Annotated in this window: 12 protein-coding genes; 3 read left to right on the forward strand and 9 right to left on the reverse strand. The window is 71.5% G+C overall.

All coding sequences use genetic code 11. From position 1 onward, the window contains the following. Positions 1 to 114 precede the first annotated feature (114 nt). The 6 genes from ACFXI4_RS14430 to ACFXI4_RS14455 all read right to left on the reverse strand — a co-directional run bounded on the left by ACFXI4_RS14430 (position 115) and on the right by ACFXI4_RS14455 (position 8681). Positions 115 to 2733 (reverse strand): hypothetical protein, encoded by a 2619-nt coding sequence (locus ACFXI4_RS14430; RefSeq protein ID WP_384990350.1) that lies wholly within the window; start codon positions 2731 to 2733, stop codon positions 115 to 117. Beyond that, positions 2730 to 4418, reverse strand: a complete 1689-nt coding sequence (gene pstS / locus ACFXI4_RS14435; protein WP_384990351.1) for a phosphate ABC transporter substrate-binding protein PstS — start codon at positions 4416 to 4418, stop codon at positions 2730 to 2732. Before pstS ends, ACFXI4_RS14430 begins: the two co-directional genes overlap by 4 nt. Then, positions 4418 to 5785: a phosphate ABC transporter permease PstA gene (gene pstA, locus ACFXI4_RS14440; RefSeq protein ID WP_384990352.1), complete on the reverse strand. Its 1368-nt coding sequence runs from the start codon at positions 5783 to 5785 to the stop codon at positions 4418 to 4420. The genes pstS and pstA overlap by 1 nt, the downstream gene beginning before the upstream one ends. A gap of 2 nt (positions 5786 to 5787) precedes the next feature. Further along, positions 5788 to 6762, reverse strand: coding sequence for a phosphate ABC transporter permease subunit PstC (gene pstC / locus ACFXI4_RS14445; RefSeq protein ID WP_384990354.1), 975 nt, complete (start codon positions 6760 to 6762; stop codon positions 5788 to 5790). Positions 6763 to 7266: 504 nt separating this feature from the next. Next, entirely contained in the window at positions 7267 to 7929 is a 663-nt protein-coding gene (locus tag ACFXI4_RS14450) for a hypothetical protein (protein ID WP_384990356.1), read from the reverse strand. 176 nt (positions 7930 to 8105) lie between these two features. Next, a complete protein-coding gene (locus tag ACFXI4_RS14455) occupies positions 8106 to 8681 on the reverse strand; it encodes a hypothetical protein (protein WP_384990357.1) in 576 nt (191 codons plus the stop codon). 168 nt (positions 8682 to 8849) lie between these two features. Here ACFXI4_RS14455 and ACFXI4_RS14460 point away from each other — a divergent pair, with 168 nt between their 5' ends. From ACFXI4_RS14460 to ACFXI4_RS14470, 3 genes are all read left to right on the forward strand, one after another. Beyond that, positions 8850 to 9845 (forward strand): cytochrome c oxidase assembly protein, encoded by a 996-nt coding sequence (locus ACFXI4_RS14460; RefSeq protein ID WP_384990358.1) that lies wholly within the window; start codon positions 8850 to 8852, stop codon positions 9843 to 9845. Between the two features lie 226 nt (positions 9846 to 10071). Next, positions 10072 to 10287: a hypothetical protein gene (locus tag ACFXI4_RS14465; protein ID WP_384990360.1), complete on the forward strand. Its 216-nt coding sequence runs from the start codon at positions 10072 to 10074 to the stop codon at positions 10285 to 10287. Further along, positions 10284 to 12164, forward strand: a complete 1881-nt coding sequence (locus ACFXI4_RS14470) for an aKG-HExxH-type peptide beta-hydroxylase (RefSeq protein ID WP_384990361.1) — start codon at positions 10284 to 10286, stop codon at positions 12162 to 12164. The genes ACFXI4_RS14465 and ACFXI4_RS14470 overlap by 4 nt, the downstream gene beginning before the upstream one ends. On the opposite strand, the gene fxsT is transcribed toward ACFXI4_RS14470, so the two are convergent. The 3 genes from fxsT to ACFXI4_RS14485 are packed head-to-tail and all read right to left on the reverse strand — an operon-like array spanning position 12161 to position 19445. Then, on the reverse strand, positions 12161 to 16651 hold the full coding sequence (gene fxsT / locus ACFXI4_RS14475; RefSeq protein WP_384990362.1) for an FxSxx-COOH system tetratricopeptide repeat protein: 4491 nt from the start codon (positions 16649 to 16651) through the stop codon (positions 12161 to 12163). The genes ACFXI4_RS14470 and fxsT overlap by 4 nt on opposite strands. Beyond that, a complete protein-coding gene (locus ACFXI4_RS14480) occupies positions 16648 to 17874 on the reverse strand; it encodes an AAA family ATPase (protein WP_384990363.1) in 1227 nt (408 codons plus the stop codon). Before ACFXI4_RS14480 ends, fxsT begins: the two co-directional genes overlap by 4 nt. 14 nt (positions 17875 to 17888) lie before the next feature. After that, positions 17889 to 19445 carry a hypothetical protein gene (locus ACFXI4_RS14485; protein ID WP_384990365.1) on the reverse strand — a complete coding sequence of 519 codons (1557 nt, stop codon included), beginning with the start codon at positions 19443 to 19445 and terminating at the stop codon, positions 17889 to 17891. Between the last annotated feature and the right edge of the window lie 288 nt (positions 19446 to 19733).

Here is a 19733-nt window from a genome sequence, read left to right on the forward strand (position 1 = left end):
CGAGAGCTAGCTGGGGTGTTGCTGAGGGATCTGGCAGGGTGGTGCAGACCGTCCGCCCCGACTGCCTTTCGGGGCGGGCGGTCGTCTGTGGGGAGCGCGCGGGGCGCTCGGGGGCTACGGGAGCAGGCGGCGCAGTCGCCGCGACAGCTCCGGTAGTCCGGGTACGACGGTCACGGCCCGTCCGCCGGGCAGCGGCAGGCGCAGTGGCAGCCGCAGCCGGCTGCCGCCCGCGAAGGGCGCTCCGACACCGGCGGCCGCCCCCAGCGCGGCCCCCGCCGGAACGGCGTACCGCAGCGGGTTGGCCGGGTCGGCCGGGGTGTTGCCGGCCGCGGTGGTCTCCAGCGACCTGCCGCCGTCGAACGACGCCGACGGGCTCGGCGAAGCACCGCCGGCGGGGTCCCCGGTGCCGGTGCCGCCGACCGCGCCCGCGCCTGCGGTGTCCCCGGCGGAGCCGGACGCGCCGTCACCGGAGGTGTCCGTGCCGCCGCCGTCGGCCGAGCCGTCGTCGGCGGGACTCGGGCCGGTGTAGCGGATCAGCGCGTCCGCCGCCTTGACGGCCTGGGCCCGCAGTTTCCGGGAGAGCGGGGCGTAGCCGACGGGCAGCTTGCCCGGGTCGGAGCCCGAGGTCTGTCCGGTGGCCGCCGCGTACCGCAGCAGGGCGGCGTAGTCCTCGCGGGCGGCCTTGGTCACCTTGCCGGGACGGACCGCCGCGTAGACCAGCTGGGCCAGCGGATAGGCGCCCTTCGCCGTGGCGTTCGCCGGGGTGATCTCGGCGACGCCGGTGCCTGAGGCGGTCGCGGCGGCCGCGGTCAGGCTCGCCGCGGTCGGGGCGACGAACCTGCCCGCGCTGTTCTCCAGTTCGGCGGTCTGCAGACCGTAGCGGGCGGCGGAGGCCACGTCCGTCACCGTGATCACGAAGCGTGAGCCGACCGTCTGCGGACCGACGCTCCTGTACGCCGGCGGGGTGGCCAGCGGGTCCCAGCTGGACTTCCAGAGGGTGTCCGCGCGCCGGGTGTGCAGGGCGCCGGCGTGCATGTCGTCCACGTAGGGGTGGAAGTCGGTCATGCACTGCTTGTCGTCGTCGGGGGCGCCGGAGCCGGGCGGGACCGTGCACCAGGGGTCGTTCTTCGGGTACTCGTCGGTGTTCGACGGGTCGAAGGCGGCGCCGGACGGGTTCAGGTCCGCGTTGGTGCTGTAGTACGGGTTGACCCGCATCCCGTCGTCGTCGGGGACACCGGAGAGGAACTGCCGGGCGGCCTTGTCGGCGACGATCCACTGCCAGAGCGCGCGGGCGGTGTCGGTGTGGCCCAGGGAGGTCATCAGGTCGGTGTCGGTGGCCGGCGTCTCGGCGACCGAGAGGTCGGCGAACTCGGGGTTCAGGGAGATGAACTCGGGGTCGGAGGCGAGTCCCGCCGGGTTGTTCTCCGCCCAGCCGTACCCCTTGGCCACTCCGCTGTCGAGCACCGAACCCCAGGTGGAGTTGCGGTAGGACTCGGTCAGCAGCTTGGCCAGCAGACGGGGGTTGAGCTTGATCGACTCGACCTTGGTGCCGGCGAGTTTCTGCACGCTCTCCGGCGCCGTGGACCTGGGTCTGCGTTCGATCGTGAACCCGATGACGGCCCCGCTCAGTGCGACCGGGGCGTAGGCCGTCGTACCCGATGGCGCGCTGGTGCCCGGGTCGGCGCCGAGTCTGCGGGTGGTGAAGGCGAGACCGCTGGAGCCGTCCGAGATGAGCCGGGCCCGGGTGTTGGGCTCGCCGTACTCGGTGTAGCTGTAGACCTTGCCCTCCGTGCACAGCTTGGCCTGCCAGCTGGTCATCGCGTCGGCTGCCAGCTCGCTGCCCGTGGTCGGGCGCTCGTCGGAGCCGAGGGCGCAGTTGGTGCCCACGCTGTTGAAGTCCAGCCTGACGGCGACGCGGTTCTTCCAGTTGGTCGAGGAGACCGGGGAGCCCGCGTTGACGTGGCTCTGGTCCGCGTACGGCTTGCCGTCCAGGTCGAGGCTGCCCTGCGGGACGATCACCAGCCAGCAGGAGCGGGGCCGGGTGACACCGTCGGTGGTGACGGGGACGCCGCAGCCCAGGTGCGGCGCCTCGTTGGCGGTCTGGACCTCGAAGTACTCCTGGCCGGTGCCGTCGGCGCTGGTACGGGCGAAGTCGACCTCGTTGGTGGTGTTGTAGTTGAAGAGCGGGTTGTTCTGGGTGTTCCTGGTGATCGTGGTGCCGTCCACCGACTTGAAGGGGACCTCGCCGGGGGCGTTGGGGTTGGCGGCGCCGTACCGGTCGTCCTGGCCGTAGTTGGCCGGGTCGGCGCTGTAGAAGATCTGCCGGGTGTCGTCCTGCCCGTTGCCCGGCCAGCCACCGCGGTTGGTGGTGGGGGAGGCGCCGAACTGGCACTGGGTGCGTGACGGGCCGGGGTTGGACGGGACCGTCCCGTCGTCGTCGCCCCAGCACTGCATGATCTGCACGAAACCGGTGTTGAACTGCGAGCCGGCGAAGGTGGTCGGCGCGCCGCCGGACCAGCTCACCGAGATGGCCTGGCTGGTGAGGTGCGTGGTCTGGCTGACCGTGAACTTCATGTCCTCGAACTCGCCGCGTCCGGACACCGTCACGGCGGATCCGGCGCCGCCCGCCGCGGTGGCGGACGGGGCCGCCTGGGCCACGGCGAGACCGGCGAGGGCACCGACGGTGGCGCCGGCCAGCAACCGGACGAGGGCGTTCCTGATCCGCCGTCTCATCGCGAACCCCCCTCGTCCGAGCGGCCGTTGCCCTTGCCGCCGACCAGGCGGGAGACCAGTGACGGCAGCAGGAGCAGACCGAGGACCAGGACCGCGGCCAGCAGCATCAGCGTCTGGGTGGCGGTCCAGCCGTGCGCGGTGGCCACGGCGACGGGCTGGGCCAGGGCGACCGTGCCGGCGGCGGCCGTACCACCGCCGGAGCCGGAGCCGCCCGAACCGGTGCCGTCCGGGGAGACGGTCTGGCCGGTGTCGGGGTCGACGGAGGGCGTGGCGCTGCTTCCGCCGGTACCGCCGCCGTCGCCGCCCGTGCCGGTCGCGCCGCCGGACGTGGAGCCGCCGCTGCCGCCGGAGGTGCCGCCACTGCTGCTGCCCGAGTTCGCCTTGGTGCCGCCGGTGCCCGTGGTGCAGGGCGCGGCACCCTTCTTGTCACAGGCCGCGGGGTAGGGCGCGGTCTGGGCGAGCCGGTTCTGGCCGTTGGCGGTGAAGGTCGGGTTGTTGCAGTTCTTGATGTTGATGTTCTGCGTCTCCACGCCCGGGATCCGGCGGATCTGGTCGAAGCCGGCCTGGACGAGGTTGATCGGCAGTGGCGAGTAGCCGAGCTTCGGGGCCTGCTGCTGTCCCTGGCACATGAAGTAGTAGGAGAAGGCGCCCAGCGTCTTGCCCTTCTCCTTGGTGAAGGTGCCCTGCACCTTCAGCGGCAGGATCATGTACGAGTAGCTGGACAGCGGGTAGTTGCGCTTGTCGGTGTCGTTGTAGACGCCGTCGAGCTGCTGGGTGAGGTAGTCCGCGGAGCTCCTGTCGGTGTTGATCTTCGCCTTGAGCAGGGAGACCGCCACGTTCGACGGAGTCGGTTCGGTGTAGTAGCCCGCGTGGTTCAGCACCTTCGCCACGGGATACCGGGCGTTGATGGCGTACGAGTAGTTGACGTACCCGATCGCGCCCTCGCCGTAGTTCTGGGCGACGTAACCGGCGACACCGAGGTCACCGGACTGGGCGATCATGCCGGAGACGGTGGGGTAGTACGAGGTCTGGCCGCAGGAGCCCGAGCGGCCGACCTTCGCGCAGTAGGCGTTCCACAGTGACTTGTGCTGGTTCGCCATCCACATCGTGAACTGGGCCGTGGAGCCGGAGCCGTCCGAGCGGACCACCGGGACGATGGTGCGGTGCGGCAGCTGGAGCCCGGGGTTGTCGGCCTTGATCACCGGGTCGTCCCAGGTCTTGATCGCCCCGGTGAAGATCTTGGTGACCACGTCGCCGGAGAGGCGGAGGTTGGTGACCCGCTTGCCGTTGACGGTGAGGTGGTACATGAAGACGGTGCCGCCCGCCACGATCGGCATGTAGGCGTAGGAGCCGCTCGCGGGGCGTTCGGCCGCGCTGCCGTCGGTGGGGTTCGTCTGGAACGGGATGTCGGAGACGGCGAAGTCGACGGTGCCGGAGAGGAACTGGCGGCGGCCGTCCGACGAACCGGTGCCGGCGTAGCTGATCCGCATGCCGTACTGGTTGACGGCACGGCGCCATTCGTCGACGGCGTTCTCGGCCCAGGTGGAGCCGGCGCCCGCGATGGGGGTGTAGCTGTCGGCGGACGCGTTCTGGGCGATGCCGATGACGGTGAGGGGGCTCAGGATGCTGAGAAGCGCGGCGAGGATGCCCAGCCGTCTCAGGATGTTGATGACAGGGCTGGACATCAGTGACGGTCTCCGTCCGTGGGGCCGTGTTCGGTCTCGTTGTCGGGTGCGGGTGGGGTGGGGTTCGTCGAGCCGTTCCCCGCGCCCCTTGGCGCGCTGCTCCCGCCCGAGTCGTCGGGGCTGTCGGTCTCGAACAACTCCAGCCCCGGCGTGTGGAGTTCGGTGAATCTCCGGGCGTCCCGGCGGGACGCCCTCGCCGCCCTCTTCGCCTGGCGCCTGTTCTGGTGGCCGGGGCCGCGGCCACCGATCACGCGGGCGATCGCGAAGAGGACCAGGACCAGTGCCATCAGGACAGCCGCCGAACCGAAACCGCGGGCGATCATCGTGGGCTCGGGGGACTTGACGAAGTTGAAGACGGCGAGCGGGAGGGAGACCATCGGGCCGCTCGTCGGGTCGGCGTTGAGCGCCGCCGTGTACCCCGCCGTCAGCAGGACCGGGGAGGTCTCGCCGATGCCGCGGGCCGTGCCGAGGATGACGGCGGTGGCGAGGCCGGAGCGGGCCGTGGGCAGGACCACGTGCCAGACCGTCCGCCAGCGCGGGGCGCCGAGCGCCTCGGACGCCTCCGTCAGCGTGCCCGGCACCAGGCGCAGCACCACGTCCGCCGCGCGGATCACGATCGGCAGCATCATCACGCTGATCGCGAAGCCCGCCGCCAGACCAGACTTCTGCATGCCGAGGCCGAGGATCCAGACCGCGTACACCATCAGGCCCGCCACGATCGACGGCAGCGCGGTCATCGCCTCGACGATCGTCCGGACGAACCGCGAGAAACGGCCGCGGATCTGGTTGAGGTACACCGCGCAGGCCAGGCCCAGCGGGACCGTGATCGCCAGCGCGATGGTGATCATGATGACGGTGCCGAGCATGGCGTGCGCGATGCCGCCGTGGGTCAGCGGGTCGAGGGGGCCTGCCGCCTGCATGTCCTGGGTGAAGAAGTTGCCGTGCGGCAGGGCCTCCCGGCCACGCCACGCGGTGAAGCCGACGACCATGGCGAGCGCGCAGAACATCAGCCCGCCCGCGGTCCACAGGACGACGGTCATCACCCGGTCCCGTACCGCCTGGCCGTCCTCCTCAAGGCCTGTCAACACCGCGTAGACACCGAGGAACGAAAGGTATGCGGTGACGAAGAACCCCAGGGCCCCGGAGAACGGCGCGAGTTCGCCGAAGAGCAGGACGGCGGTGCACAGCCCGGAGGCGGCGGCGCCGAGCAGCGACAGCACCCCGGAGCGGGTGAGCCCGCCGATCCGGCGCGGGACGTCGGGGAGCCCGGCGGCGGAGTCGTCCGCGGCGGCGACCTGGGTGCGGACCGCGGTGCCGTTACGGGGGGCGTCCCGCGGAACGTTCTTCTCAAGGTCTACGACGGTCATCGTCACGCCTCGCTCTGCGCGCCGGACCGTGACCGCGCCACGATCGAGGAGGCGGTGAAGTTGACCGCCAGGGTGAGCAGGAACAGCGCCAGGCCCGCGGCCATCAGCGCCGACATGCCGAAGGTGGAGGCATCGCCGTAGTGCAGGGCGATGAGGGAGGAGACCGAGTTCGCGCCGGTCTGCAGGATGTGCGGCTGGATCGCGAAGACCGGGGAGATGATCAGGTAGACCGCGATGGTCTCGCCGAGCGCCCGGCCCAGGCCCAGCATGGTGCCGCCGATGATCCCGCCCATGCCGTACGGCAGTACGACCGCGCGGATCATGCCCCAGCGGGTGGCGCCGAGCGCGTAGGCGCCCTCGCGTTCACCGGCCGGTGCCTGGGCGAACACCTCGCGCATCACCGAGCACTGGATCGGCGCGACCATCAGGGCGACGACGATCCCGGCGACGAAGGTGGAGGCGGTGTAGACGCTCTGGGAGGCCAGGGGCTCGCCCGGCCGGACGCCGTCGACGTGCAGGAACGGGATCCACCCGAGCCAGTCCGACAGCCAGCGGGACAGCCCGATCACATGCTCCTGGAGGAAGAACAGCCCCCACAGGCCGTAGACCACGGACGGCACGGCGGCCATCAGGTCCACCATCGTGACGAGCGTGCGGCGCAGGGGCCGGGGCGCCACGTCCGAGATGAACAGGGCGGTGCCGATGGCCAGCGGCACGCTGATGGTGACGGCGACGGCGGCGATGAGCAGCGTGCCGGTGAGCACGGCCGCGATGCCGAACCTGTGCACGTCCGGCTGCCATTCGGCGGTCGTGAGGAAGGCCCAGACGCCTCTGGCCCGCAGCGCCTGCCCGGCCCGGAGCAGCAGGAACAGCCCTACGGCGGCCATGATGGCGAGGACGATGCCGCCCGTGGCCGTCAACTGGTACCGGAACGCCCGGTCCCCGAGCCCTCGGGCGGCGGACAGCCGCCTGGGCACGGGTCTTTCGGATTCCGCCCCGGCGGAACCCTCGAGTGTGGACACCACTGTGTCCCCCCTATACGAAATGAATCTCCCCGCACGGCCCCGAGTTGGGGTGCCGCGCGGACAGAGTCAATGGCCGGTTCCTTGCGCACCAGCACGTCGAATATGGAGAACGAGTGAACGGTTCATGCCATTTGAGTGGGGGAGATGTGGGCGTCTGTGTACCGGAGGGCCGGGCGGGACGAGACCGGTGGGGCGGTGTGCGGACGTGAAGACCTGGGCGGGTGGGTGCGAAGGGGCCTGCGAGCGGCTCCGCGGGCCTGGTGGGCCGGGCACCCGCGTCCGGCGGGCGGGCGTCGAGGCTGCGGCCGGGTGACGGGGGAGTGAAGGTGCAGTCCTGGCCGGCGAGTCGGGGCGGCGTCCGGCACGGGGGCCGGGCGCCGGCCGGGGGCGCGAGTCGAGCCGCACGACGGGCGGACGGTCCTTCCGCGGGCCCGGGGGGAGAGGTCCGCGACCGGTTCAGTCGCGTCCGGCGTGGGCCAGGGCGCGCCTGACGGCGTCCTCGTTCCGGCCGAGCACCGCCTTCTCCACGCTGTGGTCGTCGTGCCGGGAGAACCGCTCGCCCTCCGCGACGTCCTCCTTGCTCAGCACCCTTCCGCACCACTCGCCCTGGTCTCCGGTGTGGTCGTCGAAGGGGACGGCCCCGCCCTCGCCGAGGACCACCCAGCCGCCCTCGCGCCAGCGCAGCGCGAGCAGATAGGTGTGGCCGACCTCGAGCCGGGGCGCGTCGGTGGCCGTCTGCGCCACCCGGGTGCCGCCGGCCCGGTGGACCTCCCAGCCCGGCGCGACCATGTCGAAGTCCCGCCCGACGGCGTGCCGGGGCGAGCTGCGCGACCACAGCCGGCTGTCGGTCCGGAAACTCACCCGACGGTCCATCGCGTACGCGATCGGTCCCTTGCGGTAGTTCTGCCGGTTGGTCTCCTGTTCCCGGACCGGGCCGGCGACGACGACATGATCGGCGTACGACACCCAGTCCTTGGCCGTCTGCGACGGATAGAGGTCCCCTGACGTCCCGCACCCCGGCACCGAATCCAGCCCCGGCCTGCCGAGCAGCACCCCGGCGACGACCCCGACGGCGGCCAGGACCGCGGCGACGGACCGTGCCGGCCCGCGCCGAGGCATGACAGATCGTTCCCCCATGACGAAAACGCCCCCCTGTGCGTCAGTCAGATGCTCGCGGAGTCCGGACCCGGTCAAGATCCGTAACCGCGGTGGTCACCTTAGGCAGGGGCGGACGAAAGTGAACAAGGGTCACCTCGGCCCGGCACAGAACTGTGACGTGGGGGGCGGGGGACGGGTCAGCAGCCCTCGGCGGTGGGGGTGAACTCCAGCCGGGCGTGCTCGTCCGCGGTCCGGGCGGCGCCGTAGTCCGTGGTGCCGACCTGGAACCAGACGTCGTCCCGCGCCCTGTCACCGTTCACGTCGTCCAGCCCCACGCACCACTTCTCGGTACGCACGGTCCTGCGGTAGGTCTCGGTGCCGCTGCGGACCTCGGTGCAGGACCGGTACCGCTCGCTGGTGTACCAGGTACGGGTCGTGCGCCTGCTCCCGGTTCCGGTGCCGGAGGTGTGCCGGACCCGGCGGGTGGCGGTGGAGCACTTGCTGATCCTGCGGGGCCGGGTGGCCCTGGCGGTCTTCACGGTGACGTGCCGGACGGTGTCCTTCAGCCCATGCACGGTGCTGTCCTGGGCGGTAGGGGCGCTGTCCTGGCCGGAGGCGGAGCCGGAGCCGGAGCCGTCGCCGCCGGAGGTGGTGTCGCTCTGTTCCCAGGCGATGCCGTCGTCGTCTCCGCCCTCGCCGCCACCCGAACACGCGCCGAGCGTGCCGATCAGGATCGCTATGACCCCGCTCACCACGAACCGTTTTCCGAACATGAGTCCCCGCCCCTGCGAACCGTACCGATCACCGGCAGGTGATCGCGCCGATTCTGCACGGAGCCCCGGTGCGTGCGCCGGGCGGGTCGGGTATAGCGTCGCGCAGTGGGTCTGATCTGACCTGACCCGTTTCGTCCCCGACGCGAGGACCCAAGGAGGGTGAGCGGGATGGCCGAGCTGACCGTGGGCCGGCTGCTGACGTCATGGCAGCCGGACGTACCGGCACTGCTGCTGGTCATGGTGCTGGGCGGGCTGTACGGCTGGGGCGTGCTGCGGGTACGCGCCAAGGGCGAGCCCTGGTCACCGGTCCGTACCGCCGCCTTCACCGCCCTGGGCCTGGGCGCGCTGGTGGTGGCGACGATGTCGGCCCTCGCCGTCTACGACCACGTGCTGTTCTGGCCGGCCGCCGTGCAGAACATCCTGCTGGACCTCGTCGCGCCGCTGGGCCTGGCGCTGGGCGACCCGCTCCGTCTCGCGGTGCGGGCGCTCCCGGAGCCCGCGGCGGCCCGGCTGCGCCGCACGATGACCGGCCGGGTGCTGCGCCTGCTGACCTTCCCCCTGGTCAGCACGGCGCTGGTACTCACCACCGAGCTCACCGTCTACTTCACCCCGTACTTCGGTACGGCGCTGCGGGTGGGCTGGCTCCACGAGCTGATGTACCTGCACCTGCTCGCGGCGGGCTGTCTGTTCGTCGTACCGGTGCTGACCCGGGAGGAGACCCTCCCCGCCTGGTGCACCCATCCGGTGCGGGCGGGCCTGGTCTTCCTGGACGGGGTGATCGACGCGATCCCGGGGGTCGTCGTCATGACGCACGGCACGCTGATCGCCGGCGCCTGGTATCTGCACCACCATCCGTCCTGGTCCCCGGACGTCCGGCAGGACCAGCAGCTCGGCGGCGGCGCGATGCTGAGCATCGCCGAACTGGTCGCGCTGCCGTTCCTGCTGATGATCCTGTTCCAGTGGGCGCGTGCGGAACGGGTGCAGACGGCGGCCCTGGACCGCCACCTGGACCGCCAGCAGGCCGCCGCGGTCCCCGCCGCCCCCGCCGCGCCGGCGGACCCCACCACCCCTTCCGCCCTCCCTGCCGAACAGGTCCGCCCCTGGTGGGAGACGGAGAACAACGAGGTGGCGGCGAGGATCCGGCGCCAGCACGGGGAACGGTGACCGGCAGGGCGCGGTCGGCGCCTCCTCCGTCCAGTGGAGAGCTGGCGCTCTTTGGCGGAAAATGCATAGAACGCATCACAGATTGCCCTGAAAGTGTTCATGTTCCTTCGTGTGCGTGAGGCAACGCTGGGTGATCCAAGACGCCCTTACACTGGGGGCGCACCGCAGCTTCAGGGAGCGCGCCTCGCGCTGCCGAGCCACCATCGTCAGGGGGAGGACCCACGGTATGGGAGAGCCTGCGAAGGACTTCTGTTCCGACCTGCTCGATCTGTCCGGGGCCTCATTGACGGAGCTTCAGTCCAGTGACGATCCCGCGCTGCGCAGCGCGTTGAGCCAGATGGATGTCAAGGCGACCCAGGCCTTCGGGACCCTTGCCGGTGACAGCCAGAGCGAGGAGATGAGATTCGTGCGCGGTCGGCGCACGGATCGGCGTCGGCCATGACGGCTCCGGCCGCGACCGAGGCGGCTCGGACCTGGGGCGTCCACCGGGTGTCCTCAAAGGCGCTGTTGGCCATGGCGGTGGGCGACGCGGGCGAGGCCGACCTCAGGCTGCTGCGCTCCGCTCAGCGAAGCCGTCTTCTGTTAGTGCTGCGTGCTCTCCTCGATCACGTCGACAGCGCCGCCCGACGTGCTCGGCGCCCCGGCGGTGTCCCGTCGGGACAGGATGCCTGGCGATTGCTGTCCGAGGTGCAGGGCCGCGACCCGGACGCGGTGGAGACCGTGCTCGCCGACCCCACCGTGATGGCGTGGGCTCTGCGCCTGCTCAGACGCCTCGGCGACTCACCTGCCGGAACGGTGTCCACCGCCCCGCTGTGGGCGGACCTCGGTCAGTTCCAGGCTCTGGCCGCGGCCGCCGCGCTGCGGGCGGGGGTGCCCTGTGTGGTGCGGGTGCCCGCCCAGCGGGGTGCGGTCTGGCTGCCCGGATCCGGCGTCGTGGGCCCGGTGTCCCGTCGTGCCTGGAGCGAGGCGGAGATCCGGGTGGACCGGGAGCATGCGGTCGTACAGGGGGACCTCGGGCAGGTCCGGCTGCCCCGTCAACTGACGCGGGCCGCACCGGGATGGCGCCCGCTGAAGGCGGTACCCGGCCTCTCCTCCGGCACTGAGCCGGGCCCGTGGCTGGACACGGTCAGCCCCTACCGGGACTTCGAGCGGTACCCGAGGTCCCCCGGCCGGTCCGGCGACGGGCGGCTGAGCACGTGGGAAGTCCGCCTCGCCGACGCTTACGCGCTGTTGGACCGAGAGGCCCCGGCGGACGCCGCCACCTTGCGCGCGCTCGTACGGGCATTCGTGCCGCGGTCGTTCCGGACGGCGGAGGGCGGCTTGGTCGCCAGCGCGTCCTCGCTCGACGCTTTCGGCGCCGTCACCCTCTCCATGCCCCACGATGCGACCCAGACCGCGGCGGTCCTCGTTCATGAGGCGAGCCACCAGCAGCTCAATGGGCTGCTCGCGCTGGTGCCCATGGTCCAGGTGTCCGATGCCTCGGGGGAGCCGAAGGAGCGGCGACTGCACCACGCGCCCTGGCGCAGTGACCCACGGCCCGTACTGGGGCTGCTCCACGGAGTGTTCGCGTTCGCGGGCGTCGGCCGGTTCTGGCGGACCCACCGGAGACACACGACCGGAGCGGAGGCGGACCGTGCGGACTTCGAGTTCGCGGTGCTCCGGGAGCAGTTGCGGGATGCGGTGGCCTCGCTCCTCGCCGACGAGCTGACCGAGCCGGGCCGGATGTTCGTCACCGAGATCGCCGGCATGGTCGGGACCTGGCAGGCGGAGGAGATCGAGGCCGGGCCCCGGGCCCTGGCCGGTCATTACTGTGCCCTGCGGCGTGCCGTCTGGCGGGCCCGGCACCTGGAGATCCCCGGTCACGCCGCGGATCGGCTCGCCGCCGCGTGGCTGGCGGGGGCCGCCGCCCCCGCCCTGCCCGAGTCGAAGCTGCGGCCCCGGCCCGATCTGATCCGCCTGGACACGTTCGGGCCGCTGGCCCGGTTCCGTATGGCGGCACCCGCGGCGTTCGCCCGGCGCCGCCTCCGTCAGGGACCGGACGGTGATCCGGCGCTGCGAGCCGGGTACGCGGCCGTCGCGGGGGACGCCGAACAGGCGGCGCTCGGCTACGCGCAGTGGGCCGCCGAGGACCCCGAGGACCCCGAGCCGTGGCTCGGCGCCGCACTGGCCCTCCCCGAGCATGCGCGGGGAGCGGGCGCCGTCCTGCTGCTCGACCGCCCCGAGGTCGTGGACGGCGTCCGCAGGGCGGTCGTGACCGCCGGCGGCGTCCCGCCCGCTCCCCTCGCACTCGCCGGATGGCTCGGCGGCGTCGACACCTAGAGCGCGAGCAGGTCGAAGTCCGCGTTGGCCCGTCGGCCCTGCTCGGCGTCGCGGGTCACGGGGTGCTGTGTTCCGAAGCGGTCCCGGTACCTCAGCAAGGTCTCGAAGTACAGGTGCTCGCTCTCCTGGTCCCGGTGCAGGGCCTTCAGGTCGTAGCTCAGATTGAGCCGGACGGCCAGGTCCGCCGAGTGGTTCTCGGGCAGTCGCGTCGATTCCTCCGCCACGGCCGCGTCGAGAGCATGGGCCTCCTCGACGCGGCCCAGGGAGAAGTAGTCGCTGGCCAGATTCACCCGGGCCAGCAGGGCGCGAGGATGTCCCTGCTCGTGTCCGCGGGTCAGGCCCTCGACGGCCTCGCGGTCCAGGGCGAGCGCGGATTCGGACTCTCCCAGCAGCCGCAGCGTCACCGCCAGGTTCATGGCGATGGCATGGCTGTGCGGATGCTCGCGGCCGTACTTGGCGCGATGCATCTCCAGCACCCGTTGGTTGAGGATGCGGGCTTCCTGGAGCCTGCCGACCTGCCGCAGGTCGTTGGCGTGGCTGACCGCGATCAGCAGGTACTGGCGGCTGGCGGTGCCCAGGCTCTCGGCGGTCAGTTCCAGGTATCTGCTCGACAAGGTGTAAGCAGCCTCGTAGTCGCCCATCTTGCGCAGTGCGACACACCAGTTGCGGTGCACCAGCGCCACGAACCGGTGCTGTTCGCCGAGACTTGCCGTGACTTCGGCGGCCAGTGTCTCGTACCCTTCGTTGGCCTCCTCGTTACGGCCTACCTCCTGCAGGTCGAGGAGGTAGGCCTCCCGCGTGCCGAGCGTGTTGATGTGATCCTCGCCCAGCACCTCGATCCGGCGCTGCCAGGTGTCGTAGTCGAGTTCCAGGGCGTCCTCGGCGTTGCCCGCCAGCCGAAGACTCACGGCGTAGTTGTGCGCGGCCAGGAGGGTCGCCGGGTCGTCCCTGCCGAATTCCCGCGCGCTGGTCTCGAAGACCCGCTTGTCCATCTCCCGGGCCTCCTCGAAGTTCCCGCGGGTCCGGTGGTGGATGGCCAGGTAGCTCTGGGCCCGCAGCGTGTTCTCGTGTCCCTCGCCCAGGACTCTGCGGAACCGTTCCACCAGGTCGGACTGGAGTGCGAAGGCTCGGGGCAGATCGGTCTCCTGCTCACGCAGCGTCTCGGCGATCTGCTGGTCGACATCCAGGATCTCCTCGTGGTCCTCGCTCAGGTCGGCACGCCAGATGGCCGCGGCCTGCTCGCCCAGTGCGAGAGATCCCTCGTGGTCGCCGCGTGCCCGCAGGAACCGCACCTCGTTCAGGACGAGACGCCGCGTCCACCCGTCCTTGCACCGCACCGCGTCGGAGGCTCGCAGATGGCTGAGCAGCGACGAGTACCGCGGCCAGTAGACGGATCGCTGCGGATTCCGCGGATCGGCATGGGCGAGCAGCTGATGCGCCGCGTGCCGCATCGCTTCCTTCTCCTCGGGGTTCATCTGTTCGATCAGCACCCGCTGGACCAGCCGGTGCATCAGGACCGTGTTCTGGCGGTGGTCGATGCGGGCGAGGGCGTAACGCCCTATCTCACGCACCGCCCGGCCCAGCCTGACCGGATCGTCCAGAGTGGACTGCAGCTCCGGCGGTACCGAGACACCGCGCACCGCCGAGAAGAGGTCCCAGTCGATGGGCTCGGGAGCGAAGAAGGCGCACACCTGGAGCAGCTGCAGGGCGTCAGGCCGGCTCTCGCGCAGCCGCTCCAGCGACACGTTCCACGCCGCCGCCACCGACCTGTTGTAGTCGCTCGGAGGGTCCGACTGCATCAGCTCCGTGAAGTTGCGCTCGTACACCTCCAGGTACTGCTGCACCGGCATGCCGGTCTCGGCCAGCCAGACCGCCGCCTGCTCCACCGCCAGCGGCAGGTCACCGAGCGCGGCGGCCAGATGGTCCACGGCGTCGTCGGGCAGGTTCTGGCTGCGGCGCCGCAGCAGGGCCACGCTCTCCTCGCGGGTGAAGACATCGACCTCCAGGGAGCTGAAGTCGGTGGACCAGCGGGAGTTGCGAGAGGTCACGACGATGCTGCCCGGTCCGTCACTCGGAAAGTACTTGCGTACGGTTCTGGGATCTTCGGCGTTGTCGAACACGAGCAGCCAGTCGCTGTAGGGCTCTCCGCGGCGCAGTGCTTCCAGGACAGCCGGTACCGCGCTCATCTCGGAGCCCGCCTGCAGGCCCATCTGCTCGCCCAGCTCGACCAGCGACTGGACGATCTGGGTCTCCTGCTCCGAAGGGATCCACCAGACGAGCCGGTATTCGCGGCTGTGCCGGTAGACGTACTCGATGGCGATCTGGGACTTGCCGACGCCTCCCATGCCGTGCAGGGCTTCCGGCAGGACCGCGGCGACTCCGCCGCGCAGCCGTTCCCGCAGCCTTTCGAGCAGGGCCTCCCGGCCGGTGAAGTTCCTGTTGCGTTGGGGTACGTTCCCCCAGATACGGGGACTCGAGGCCAGGGTCGAACCTGATGGCACGGAGACGCCTCCTTGTCGCGGGGCGGGGCGAGCGGGCGGAGTGACGGCGGATGACGGCGCCGTCGGAGAAGTGCCCCTGAGCACCCGGGGGTTGGTCACTTCAGTCGTCCTGGGTTCGAGCTGCCCGGAATGTAGCGCGTCCTGGGGCAGCCTGTTCAAAGTTGACCGCATCTGAGTGTGTATGGAAGCTGTTGTCCCTGTATTCCCCGGCGTCGTCGGCTCCCCGTCGGAGGAGTGCCCGGCCGGTGCCGGCCCACCGCGCTGCAGCAGGCGGCCCAGGTGGTTCGCGCGGGCCAGATAGGGCCCCGACACCGCGCACAGCGCTGTGTACAGGTGAGCGACGAACGGCCGCGTCTGCTCCGTGACCGGCGGTTCCGCGGCATCGTTCTCCAACGCCACGAGCGCACCGCCCCCCTCCCCCCACAACGCCTCGAGCCCTGGCCCGAGATGACGCTGGATCTGGCGCAGCACACGGATCGTCTCCGCCCGGGAGCCCAGCGCGAGGAGTTCCTCCCGCACGCCCTCGGCGAAGTCGAAGGAGACGCGGTGGGCGTCCTCGACATCGGCCGTGGCATCGACGCGGTGCACCAGGCCCAGCAGCATGATCTCCGAGAGATTCCAGAACTCTGCCTCTGGCATGGCTTGTTGAAGCAGTCGCATGACGGGCAGGTTGAGGGGGGCCGCCGCGAGCCGTTGGGCCAGAGCGTAGGCCGCCGGGGAAGCCGTCGCCCGGAAGCGGCGTACGACGGCGGCGGCCCAGCGGCCGCGACCCTGCTCGCCGTCCGCCTCCGGTGGCTCGGCGACCAGATCGGCCAGTTCCCCTGCCGACGGGACGGCGGGCGCGGAGCCTGGATCCCGGTCCGGCGCCGCCCACAGCACAGCGAGTTCCGTCCGCTCCCCGCCGTCGGCCGCGGCGACCAGCCGGGCCCAGCGGCCCAGCGCGGTCGGCCGCAGTTCGACGACGGGCACCGCAATCGCGTCCACCGAATCCGGCCCGGGACCGGCCTGCGGGGGTTCGAGTGGTTCCGGCCGCCTTCGGTCAGCCTCGTAGGCGTGGTTGGGTACGGCGGCTGAGCGTGCGCGTAATCGGCTTCGGGTGACCGTGGGCAGGGTCAGGTCCCACAACTGCTGGGGCAGCAGGCTCAGCACGGCGACTGGGGAGAAAATGCCCAGCCGGTGCAACAGTGATGCGGCGTGTCCCGTGCGCCAGGCGTTGTGGCCGCCGTCGGTGACGGCCAGCACCAGCCGGTGTCCGCTGGAGTGGACCACGGCCGCCGGGACATCTGCCGGAGCGTCCTCGTCCAGGTTCCAGCGGAGGGTGCGCACGGTACGGAACGCGGCGGTCTGCTCCAACAACTCGGCGATCTGCCGGGTCGTGGGCGACCACAGCCTCATCGAAGGGCTCGTGTCCACCAGGAGAAACAGATCCAGCCGGCGCTCCGGTAGCGAACGGCACACCGGCGTCCACACTCCGGCCATCGCCGCGCGCTCGGCCGTCGCCTCCTCGTCCAGCTCGACCTCGTGGGGTGAGTCGCGGGTCAGCCGCAGGGGACGGAGTGACCTGCCGAGCGCGAAGGTGTCGTCCAGCCGCGGGGCAGCCGGCCACCCGCTCTGCTCCTGGCCGGTCTCCGCCTCGGAGCCGAGGGCCCCCAGCAGCCGCAGCCGGGCCGGCCTCCCCGACGGGACGCCGTCGGCCGCCGGAACCGCGTCCGACCGGCGCTCCCCGGATCCCGCCGCGGAGGGGGTCCGGCTGTCGTCCTGGCCCTCGGACCCGGACTGCCCGTGGGAGGACCGCCCGGGCTGCAGGGGCCGTTCGCCACGCTGCCCGGCGGCCGGCCTGTCGAACGCCGGCAGGGCGCTGTCCTGGTACGCCGCGAGGTACAGCGCGTCCGCCAGCTCCGACCAGTCGGGCAGCGGCGGGGCCAGGGCCGGACCGTCCATGCCGTCCGGCGGCCCGGACGGGGAGGCGGGCGGTGTGGACGTCATCCGGCCCTCGACTCCGGCCCCACTCCGTCGAGCCGGTGCCACAGCGCGTCCACGAGGTCCTCCAGAGCGCCCTCGTCGCCGGGAAAGCCCCCCGAGGTCGCCACGTAGACGGCGTTGAGCAGCTGGTCGATCGCAAGCCCCCCACGCTCCCGGCTGCTGCGCAGGAACCGGTCGATCAGCTCCTCGGCTCCCGTGGCTTCCGGTGCCGAGGAGCCCGCCCGCTGCAGATGGGCCATGACCATGTCGACGAGCTGGGGGCGATCGGGATCCGGCATCCGCAGCCGAAGGCAGCGGCGCAGGAAGGCCGGAGGGAACTCCCGCTCGCCGTTGGACGTGATCACCACGACGGGGAAAGCCCGGCACTTGACGATGCCGTCGAGGATCTCGGCGCTCTGACCGGGATCGTCGGTCATCACGGTCACGTTGGGGTGCAGCCGCCGTGCACGCGCCAACTCTGCTATCCGGAACTGTCCTTCCTCGAAGACGCTCAGCAGATCGTTCGCCAGGTCCTGGTCGCTCTTGTCCAACTCGTCGACGAGGAGCACCCGGGGAAGCTCGTGCGGGAGCAACGCCGTTCCCAGCGGGCCTAGTTGGAGGTAGTCACCGATTTCCGGCAGGCGTTCGTCGTCCGTGGCCCGCGCATCCGCCCCGGCGGAGCCGTCCGCCCGGTGCAGGGTGTGCAGGGCCGCCGAGTCCTGGACCCGCCCGATCGCGTCGTACTCGTACAGACCGCCGCGCAGCGTGGTGCGGCTGGTGATGTGCCAGCGCAGCACCCGGCCCAGTCGCAGCTCCCTGCTGATCCGGTAGGCGAGGGACGACTTGCCGGTCCCGGGACGTCCCGTGACCAGCAGTGGGCGGCGCAGCACCAGCGCCGCGTTCACCATCTCCGCTTCCCGCCTGAGCTGGTCGGAACCGGTGGACGAAGCGCCGACCTGCCCGAGCCGGCGCTCTGTCTCCTCGTCGTCGGACGGAGGCGGTGGCACGACGGGTCCGCCGGTGAAGCGGCGCCATGGTGGCGGAGGGGGCAGCAGCGCACCGAGATCGGTGTCGTGCCAGGGCTGTCCCGTGCCGCGGTAGATCCACCAGCGGTGGTCCGGGGCGCCAGGGCCCGTACCGTCACCGCCGGGTGCCGAGCTGCCGTCCGGGTCCGCAGCGGTCTCGGGGCTCTTCGCCACGATACCGTCGGCCTGACGCGGAGAGCCGCTGTCCTCTGGAAACACCACTTCCCACCCTCCCCCTACGCGGACGCGTCCGCTGCCTCTGGCCGCCCGCCCGGAAGCCGGGAGGGGTCGTCCCAGAGCAGCGCCGCGTGACGACCGAGCGTGGACGAGCCGCCTCCAGCAGGATCCCCGCCGTCGGCCGCAATGCGCAACGACCTGACTTCGTCAGGTAACCGATGTATGCCCTTCCCGGCAGCGAGCTCCTGCAGTTCTCTTCGAAAAGCCGGGTCGGTTCCCCCGCGCCGGTCCCAGACCACGATCGGTACCCCGGCCCGGAGCGACGCGTCCAGCTCGTCGACTCTCGAGTCCGCCCCGCCCTGACCGCCGGGGGGCTCGCTCAGGACGGCCATGACCGGGTGGGGATCCGAGAGCAGACGGTCGGCGTGCTCTCCCGGGAACCAGTGGACGGGCCCCCGGGAGCCGGGTGTCACGGCGTCCCACCGCCTGGCCCACCTTCCGTGTGTGGCCCTGCCCTCCACGCGTTCGAGACTGCGCAGCACCACGGGGTGGTCCTTGCCCAAGGTGGCCGACGCGTTCCCGAACCTCTCCTTCGGCCAGGTCTCGACCGGCAGGTCCAGCAGGTCACGCGGGAGTACGAACTCGAGGGCGAGGTCTTCCTTGCAGGAGTACGCCCACCCGGTCTCGGCCTCCTGCACGAGTGCCTTGACCCGTTCGGGCAGGTCGGCGACGTCGACTGTCAGATCCCCGCCCTTCACCGGGTACGGGTTCGGGCTGCTCCCGTTCTGACACCAGTAGGTCAGCTGCCGCATACCGTCGTGCTCGGAGTAGTACAGCGGGCGGAGCCGGATCAGCAGCCACGTGGAGGGAGCCCACACGGTCTCCTTGCCGATTCCGGCCGGCGGCAGCGGCGAAACGGGCATCTCCGAGGGGCCGTACTCCTGGCCCGCCCGGCCCGGCACCGGCCCGGTCCCACCGCCGGCAGGCGCAGGCAGGGGGCCGGCGCTCGTCGCACTGCCGGAGTACGCCTCGGGTGTGCCCCGATGCTCCGCCGCCCACCCGAGCAGTTCCTGTTGCCGGTGTCCCTTCGCGTATCGCGCGAGATGCTCGACCAGCAGGACGCAGGGCAGCGGTTGACCGGGGCGGGCGTTGAGTGTCGCCGCGTGCAGCACCGCCGACCAGGGTTCCTCGCAGTGCGCAGGAAGGGCGTCGGGCCGGTCGCCCAGGGCCTCGCGGAACGCACCGGCGATGTCGAGTACCTCAAGGCCGCCGAGGAGACTCATCAGCCGTTCCCAGGTGCCTGCCGGGAAGAGCGGCACCTCGGCGAGGGCGATGGCGGTGCGCAGCCGGGCGACGTCCCGCGTCTCCCCCTCCAGCAGCGAGACCACGCTGCCCAGTACTTGGAGGCCGTCCGGATGTGCCATCACCTCGCGGAGCAGGAAGAGCAGCATCACCCGGCGGCGGCTGGTCTCGGGCAGCACGATCGTGAGCCGCAGTGCCCGGCCCGTCTGCCGTGCGCACTCGTGCAGCAGCGCGGGTTCCTCGAGACACGGGATGGCGTCCAGCGCGTCGAGCAGGATCTTGGGTGGCCTCCAGGGCTCCTGAGGTGGTGTCACGAGGCTTCGCCCCCCGGGGCGGCCGGCGAGAGCCCATCCTGACGCCCCGGCGCGGTGCGTGTCGGCACGGCCCCCGCCGTCACCGGAAGGACGGTGCCCCGTACGGCTCCGCCCGAAGACCGGACGCGCGCCTGCCCTGCGGCAGCCGTGTCCACTCCATCCCCCTTGGCCACTGTCCCGTCCCTTCCCCCGTATGCAGCCCTGGCCGGACAGCTCCGCGAAGGAAGCCGCGTACGGGCGCACGCGTTCGGTTCGCGGGCTGTGCGTATCCCGGAGCTTTACCGGTTG

The organism is Streptomyces sp. NPDC059224 (assembly GCF_042754285.1).
Lineage (GTDB): Bacteria > Actinomycetota > Actinomycetes > Streptomycetales > Streptomycetaceae > Streptomyces.

Excerpts from the sequence above, each read along its gene's own strand:
- ACFXI4_RS14450 (WP_384990356.1), bottom strand. The coding sequence starts at position 7,929 with ATGCCTCGGCGCGGGCCGGCACGGTCCGTCGCCGCGGTCCTGGCCGCC.
- ACFXI4_RS14455 (WP_384990357.1), bottom strand. The coding sequence starts at position 8,681 with ATGTTCGGAAAACGGTTCGTGGTGAGCGGGGTCATAGCGATCCTGATC.
- ACFXI4_RS14470 (WP_384990361.1), top strand. The coding sequence starts at position 10,284 with ATGACGGCTCCGGCCGCGACCGAGGCGGCTCGGACCTGGGGCGTCCAC.
- ACFXI4_RS14430 (WP_384990350.1), bottom strand. The coding sequence starts at position 2,733 with ATGAGACGGCGGATCAGGAACGCCCTCGTCCGGTTGCTGGCCGGCGCC.
- fxsT (WP_384990362.1), bottom strand. The coding sequence starts at position 16,651 with ATGACGTCCACACCGCCCGCCTCCCCGTCCGGGCCGCCGGACGGCATG.
- ACFXI4_RS14465 (WP_384990360.1), top strand. The coding sequence starts at position 10,072 with ATGGGAGAGCCTGCGAAGGACTTCTGTTCCGACCTGCTCGATCTGTCC.
- pstS (WP_384990351.1), bottom strand. The coding sequence starts at position 4,418 with ATGTCCAGCCCTGTCATCAACATCCTGAGACGGCTGGGCATCCTCGCC.
- pstA (WP_384990352.1), bottom strand. The coding sequence starts at position 5,785 with ATGACCGTCGTAGACCTTGAGAAGAACGTTCCGCGGGACGCCCCCCGT.
- ACFXI4_RS14460 (WP_384990358.1), top strand. The coding sequence starts at position 8,850 with ATGGCCGAGCTGACCGTGGGCCGGCTGCTGACGTCATGGCAGCCGGAC.